General features: G+C 62.0%; 6 protein-coding genes and 5 pseudogenes. 5 read left to right on the forward strand and 6 right to left on the reverse strand.

Going from position 1 to position 5263, the window contains the following annotated elements:
• Positions 1 to 323 (reverse strand): annotated as a pseudogene (locus MKK49_RS00825) (aminotransferase class III-fold pyridoxal phosphate-dependent enzyme); the annotation flags it as partial.
• An 11-nt stretch (positions 324 to 334) separates the two neighbouring features.
• On the opposite strand from MKK49_RS00825, the pseudogene MKK49_RS00830 reads away from it, so the two are divergent.
• A pseudogene (locus MKK49_RS00830) lies at positions 335 to 529 on the forward strand (IS481 family transposase); the annotation flags it as partial.
• A gap of 206 nt (positions 530 to 735) precedes the next feature.
• Here the strand turns inward: MKK49_RS00830 and MKK49_RS00835 are convergent.
• The 3 genes from MKK49_RS00835 to MKK49_RS00845 form a co-directional block, all read right to left on the reverse strand.
• The gene (locus tag MKK49_RS00835) at positions 736 to 1059 is read right to left on the reverse strand and encodes a GCG_CRPN prefix-to-repeats domain-containing protein (protein ID WP_244026132.1); all 324 of its coding nucleotides are present in this window, start codon (positions 1057 to 1059) and stop codon (positions 736 to 738) included.
• 164 nt (positions 1060 to 1223) lie between these two features.
• Complete coding sequence (locus MKK49_RS00840; protein WP_244026134.1) at positions 1224 to 1505, reverse strand: hypothetical protein; 282 nt, start codon at positions 1503 to 1505, stop codon at positions 1224 to 1226.
• A 68-nt stretch (positions 1506 to 1573) separates the two neighbouring features.
• Positions 1574 to 2125, reverse strand: a complete 552-nt coding sequence (locus tag MKK49_RS00845) for a hypothetical protein (protein WP_244026136.1) — start codon at positions 2123 to 2125, stop codon at positions 1574 to 1576.
• A gap of 167 nt (positions 2126 to 2292) precedes the next feature.
• On the opposite strand from MKK49_RS00845, the gene MKK49_RS00850 reads away from it, so the two are divergent.
• The 3 genes and pseudogenes from MKK49_RS00850 to MKK49_RS00860 all read left to right on the forward strand — a co-directional run bounded on the left by MKK49_RS00850 (position 2293) and on the right by MKK49_RS00860 (position 3756).
• A complete protein-coding gene (locus tag MKK49_RS00850) occupies positions 2293 to 2445 on the forward strand; it encodes a hypothetical protein (RefSeq protein WP_244026138.1) in 153 nt (50 codons plus the stop codon).
• A gap of 598 nt (positions 2446 to 3043) precedes the next feature.
• Positions 3044 to 3283: pseudogene (locus MKK49_RS00855) on the forward strand (DUF4113 domain-containing protein); the annotation flags it as partial.
• A 125-nt stretch (positions 3284 to 3408) separates the two neighbouring features.
• Entirely contained in the window at positions 3409 to 3756 is a 348-nt protein-coding gene (locus MKK49_RS00860; RefSeq protein WP_313899141.1) for a DUF2171 domain-containing protein, read from the forward strand.
• A gap of 181 nt (positions 3757 to 3937) precedes the next feature.
• On the opposite strand, the gene MKK49_RS00865 is transcribed toward MKK49_RS00860, so the two are convergent.
• Entirely contained in the window at positions 3938 to 4228 is a 291-nt protein-coding gene (locus MKK49_RS00865; RefSeq protein WP_244026139.1) for a hypothetical protein, read from the reverse strand.
• Between the two features lie 440 nt (positions 4229 to 4668).
• Here MKK49_RS00865 and MKK49_RS00870 point away from each other — a divergent pair.
• Positions 4669 to 4980 (forward strand): annotated as a pseudogene (locus MKK49_RS00870) (transposase); the annotation flags it as partial.
• A 33-nt stretch (positions 4981 to 5013) separates the two neighbouring features.
• Here MKK49_RS00870 and MKK49_RS00875 read toward each other — a convergent pair.
• Positions 5014 to 5263 (reverse strand): annotated as a pseudogene (locus MKK49_RS00875) (integrase core domain-containing protein); the annotation flags it as partial.

Genomic DNA, 5263 nt, shown 5'->3' on the forward strand with positions numbered 1-5263 from the left:
CGCCGCCGATGCCCTTGGCGGCACTCATGATATCCGGCGTCACACCGGACCATTCATGCGCGAACAGCCGGCCCGTGCGCCCGACCCCGGTCTGGACCTCGTCCATGATGAGCAGCAGGCCGTGGGCGTCGCAGAGCGCGCAGGGCGCGCAGGTGCTCGTGCGGTATCACCCGTACGCCGCCCTCGCCCTGGATCGGCTCGATCATCAGGGCATCGGTCTCCGGGCCGATGGCGGCTTCGAGCGCATCGAAATCGCCCGTCGGCACCTGATCGAATCCGTCCACCTTCGGCCCGAAGCCCTCGATGTACTTGGCCTGCCCTCCACCATCGCGGCCGGCGGGCAGGCTACGACAGCCATTCTCAGCTGCGAACGCATCTGCATCTGTTCGTCGATGCCTACAACCACGCCCGAAGGCTCAAGACGCTGCGCGGCCTGACGCCCACCGCGTTCATCCTGAACGCCTGGACGAAAGAGCCCGATCGCTTCAGGCTCGATCCGTCACACCTCATCCCGGGACCGTACACCTAGGAACTCCTCGGCCATCAGGACCTGACCGTGAGCGCTCCTGTCGTCGATCGCCGTGCCGAGTGTCACACCTGGTCTGCTGACATCGACCGTGAGGAACGCTGTGATATCGCCGCTCATGCCGTTCCCCCGCCCTCACCGAGACGAAAAGCCAAGGCGAGGGACAGCTTACACCGCGCCCCGCAAGGAGGCACCGTTATGGGCTTGCCTCAATAGCCTTCAAAGAATCGACGGGGCCTGTCGTAGCTGCGGTCATACCCACCGCCGTACCCACCCCGATACTCGTAGCCGTGACGATCACCGTAGAACCGTCGCGGTCCACCGTAGCCCCGACCATAACCGTCCCGGAAGTGCGGCCGGCACTCGCCCCAGCGGTTCGGGTGGAAGCCAGGACCGCATCCGCCGGCGACATGATCGATGAGATCGGCAGCTCCAGCCGGCCCATACCCGAACGGGGCCGCATTCGCCGTCGGAGCGGAGGCAAGACCTACAGCCACCGCCACAGCCATCCCAAGCACCTTCAAGCGCACCATGACACGATCCCCTGAGACCTCGGCCCGAACCCGCTGGACCGGATGACAGGGAGGATTCGACCGTAGCCGTGAGCGGAAGCTGAGCGGGCCGTTCAGCAACCCGATGGTTGTCCCGATGGCTTCGTACCATCGAGGCAACATGGAGTTGTCGGGGTCGGGTGCGCCTATGCTCGCGCTTCCAGCGAAGCAACCTCGTCGCCATTCCATAGAACGTGAAAGCCAGCCTCGCCGGTGGCTTCCACAACGACGGCTTTCCAATCGGAGTGTGGGCGGTCGGCGGCATGCTCACGAACGAGTTCGCAGATCCGCGCGACGCTGCCGACTGAGGTCGCGCCACGGGCGGACCAATGGCGGTTCAAGCTGGCAAAAGCGACGTCGTACAAGCGCGCCTGCTCGGCGGCAGCGATGTCCAATCGCATGTCCTCGAATTCGGCAGGTCCAAGCATCGCCTCGCGCTCCCCTATCGGTGGCTTGCCGATCCAGAAAAGTCCCAGACCGGCTCGTTGCTAACGATCTATGGCAGGGCGCCGATCATGCCCTTGGCCTCGCTCATGGAGTTCTCGCAGGCACGTTTGTCGCCGCGGCGATCCTCGTCCGTCGCACGGACGATGAGGGTTCTCGCGATGGTGACATGGGCTGCCGTCGAGATCGTGTCGGGGTCGCTCGGGGCATCGAGTCGCACCGTGGTCACGCCACGAGGAGAACCGGTGCGGACCATGTGACCATCTTGCAGGCCGGCGATCTCGATGGCGCCGGCGCTGTCGAGGCGGCGCTCGATGGTGCCGATCTGCTCGGCGCAGGAGGATGCCAGCGCCGGCAACGGCGCGAAGACGATGAAGAGCGTGGAAAGGGTCGGGAGGATGCGCATCGAAAAGCCCTTCGGCGTTGTCGCAGCATCGTCCTCCGCTCGGCGAGCGAATGAAGTGATGCCGTCCCTCACGCAGCGATGCGAGGGTAGCGGGTGATCAACGGAGCACGCCGGCATATGTTGCGTCGCAACACGAAACGCGTGGCTGAGACGCGTTCGAAGCGTGTCGAGGAACCTGAGCTTCGACGTATCGGCCAAATCTGCGCCGCACCGCACCATCGCAGCGCACCATGGGTACTCCGGAGGCACTCTACCTCTCTGCGGGCAGAGTTACGCCCGACTTTCGGCTCGCTGCAGGTTTTCGAATTTTGGGGGGGGCCGCCGCCGTTTGACCTCCGAATTCGACCTTTTCGTAGGAGAAACCGATGCTCGACACCTATTCGAATGACGAGATAGCCACCCTGATCGGCGTCAATCCGCGCACCGCTCGCGAGGTGATCTCGTGCGGCCTAGCTGTCTGGATGTGGGACTTCATTGGCGTCTGCAACGATGCGGAGGGCGCGCTTGATGGAGAGTAGAACTGGGTGCTCTGTAGGTTGAGTTGGCCAATGCGGGATCGGCTTCGAGTCGCTGGCGCAAAGAAGGTCTCGCATCCAGACACCTAGGCCCCAGCCGACCGCATCAACCGCCCTGCAGGCTCTCCGTGAAGTCCTCCGGCACCTTGCCGAACTGTCCGAGGATCGTCGCCACATCGAGTTCGCCGGCCTCGTCATCAGCCACGACCTTGAGCTCGCCAGCAGAGCTAATACTGTGAGGGCCGGCACCAAACCAACCGTTCCGGCGCACGTATGAACACGAAAGTGCGAACGACCGCACTTTCGTGTTCGCTACAAAAGCGTTTTCAGTGAAAAATGCGCTAAATTTGCTTAGCGCTTTTGGACTGAACGAAATCGTAGACAGCGAGCCCAAACGCGGGACCGATAATCACAAAAAAGATAACGAGGGCCAATTAGTTTCCTATCACGAGCATTAAATCGAGGACGCTCGACACGTACTTTTCAATTCCCAGCGGATGTACATGTTCAACTTTATTACTGAATCGCGTCGGGACGCCGCAACGGGCCGTCCCAAAGGAAGGCGTACTGAAGTCGGCACCATTTCAAGGATGCCGTGGATGTCGAGACGGATCTGATGCCCCTAGCGGCCTCGCCCTGCGCGTTGATCGGCCGACTCGACCGCGAGCGCAGCGGGCCGCTCATGGCGGCCATGGACGCGTGCAACGGGCGGTTCGGATGGGGGACGGTGGTGCCGGCACGCGCTGGGCTCACGGAGAAGCGTACGTGGTCGACTAAGTTCGAGATGCGCTCGCCCCGCTACACGACCCAGGTGGCCGAGCTGCCGACGGCGCACGCGTGAAGGCTCATGCCGTTAGGGCTCGCCCCCGCTGCTCGGCTGCCCGGAACTGCGGCGATGCGAACAGGAACGGCCAGTTTGAGGGTCGCGTTGATCAGCGACCCCCAATTTTCGAACAGGATTTTCCCATGCTTCGCGCCATCACTGCCGCCTGCCTGATTGTAGCCTCGTCGTGCGTTTTGGCGCCGTTCGCGCAGGCCCAGGATCCGACGGCCAAGACGACTAATAGCGTTGTCCGTGAACACATGGAGGTCGTCGGTTCCGACAAGATCCACGTGGGCACGGTCGACAAATACGATGGCAAGGAGATCAAGTTGACGAAGAACGATCCGGCGGCGGGTGGTCAGCATCACACCATCCCATCGTCCTGGGTCGGCACTATGAACGGCAACACCGTCGTTCTAACCAAGACGGCCCGAGAGGCTAGGATCGAGTGGACTGCCTCCGAGCGTCCGGAAGGCGATGCGAAGAAGTGACAAAGACACCGATCTGAAGTAAACGTAACGACCCCGCCACTCGATCAGATCACGGGCCGGCGGGGTTGGACGCCCATCTCACGCTTGAGCCGATACGCATTACAGTGGCTCCAGCGCAGGATGCGGCCGGCGAGTTACGGGCGGCTCAATAGCCCGGCGGTGGCCCGCTCCCGATTCGGGATCACACCTTCTCCGGCCGGACGAGCAGGATCGCGGTGCGCACGGCAGCGCGCATCAGGTGCTCCGTTGCATCCTTATTGGACGTCGTGACGAACGCCCACTCGTGTGCGCTCACGGCCTCGGCGAGGTCGATTCGGTAGCCCTCGCCGAACAGAAACCCCGAGATGCTCGGATCGACCAGGAAGGCGTCCACTGCGGCGGCGATATCCGAGTCGGTCACGGCTTTCGCCTTGAACAGCTCGCCAGTGGTCTGGGGTGCGTAAGCCATGCTGGCTAAATAGGGCTCAGTCATTCAGCGCCTAGCTTTCTTCCCCAGCCGCCGGATGGCATGTTTTAGCATAAAACCGTGCCAAATATGCGCGGGTGCGTGGTGAAGCATGTCGAACGCGCGTGAAGCTCGACACCTTATGGAAGTACCATCGATCATGATAACCCAAATAAGTCCGGCGAATGCAAAACGGCCATATGCCGTGTTGTACTCTAATGTGCGCGGCTTGTGCGCCATAGAAAGTCGAGGCTATGATCTTCATATGCTTAAGCCGTAGGGCCCGTCAGTTTTCTCAGCCTTTAACTGAGATCCTAGTGCACTGCCTCCTGCAAAAAACATTCCCGCTGGTCAGCCCCCATTGAAGTGGTCCGCCCTTTGGTATGATGGTGTGGAACGGCCCTGCTTGCGGCAGTGCTGATCTGGTTTTTCAATCCGGATCAGTTCTCGAACGCGGAGGAACCGAAATGTCTCAGATTCACGTTGTCGGGCTCGATCTGGCTAAGCAGATCTTTCAGGTGCACGCGATCACCTCGGAGGGCGCCGCGGTGGTGAGACGGCAATTGCGCCGCTCGCAGGTGCTGACATTCTTCTCCAAGTTGCCATCCTGCCTCGTCGGGATGGAGGCGTGCGGTGGCGCTCACTTCTGGGCGCGTGAGATTGCGAGGCTTGGCCATCAGGTGCGCCTTATGCCGCCGAACTACGTCAAGCCTTACGTGAAGCGCGGCAAGATCGATGCCGGCGATGCAGAAGCGATCTGTGAGGCGGTGAGCCGTCCTGGCCTGCCCCCGTTCGGTGGCCCATGTTCGAAGTTAGTGCATCGTCGGTCGCGTGACGATGGCAGGGCGAGCGGACGGCACTAATCCGCTCGGTTCGGTTGGCCAGATGAGGACCTCTGGCGCAGGCGGCTGGTAGCCGAGCGACGAGTGCGGCCGGATGCCGTGGTAGTGCTGCCGCTATTGCTCGATCACGACGCTGTCTTCCTTGAGGCTGTAGAACACCTCGCCGTTGAGGAGTTCGTCGCGCAGCTTCGCGATGAAGCTCTCGCAGTAACCGTTCTCC

Origin of the sequence: Methylobacterium sp. J-090 (genome assembly GCF_022829345.1) — a bacterium.
Classification (GTDB): domain Bacteria; phylum Pseudomonadota; class Alphaproteobacteria; order Rhizobiales; family Beijerinckiaceae; genus Methylobacterium.

Coding starts and splice junctions, on each gene's coding strand:
- MKK49_RS00835 (WP_244026132.1), bottom strand. CDS start 1,059: ATGGTGCGCTTGAAGGTGCTTGGGATGGCTGTGGCGGTGGCTGTAGGT.
- MKK49_RS00840 (WP_244026134.1), bottom strand. CDS start 1,505: ATGCTTGGACCTGCCGAATTCGAGGACATGCGATTGGACATCGCTGCC.
- MKK49_RS00850 (WP_244026138.1), top strand. CDS start 2,293: ATGCTCGACACCTATTCGAATGACGAGATAGCCACCCTGATCGGCGTC.
- MKK49_RS00860 (WP_313899141.1), top strand. CDS start 3,409: ATGCTTCGCGCCATCACTGCCGCCTGCCTGATTGTAGCCTCGTCGTGC.
- MKK49_RS00865 (WP_244026139.1), bottom strand. CDS start 4,228: ATGACTGAGCCCTATTTAGCCAGCATGGCTTACGCACCCCAGACCACT.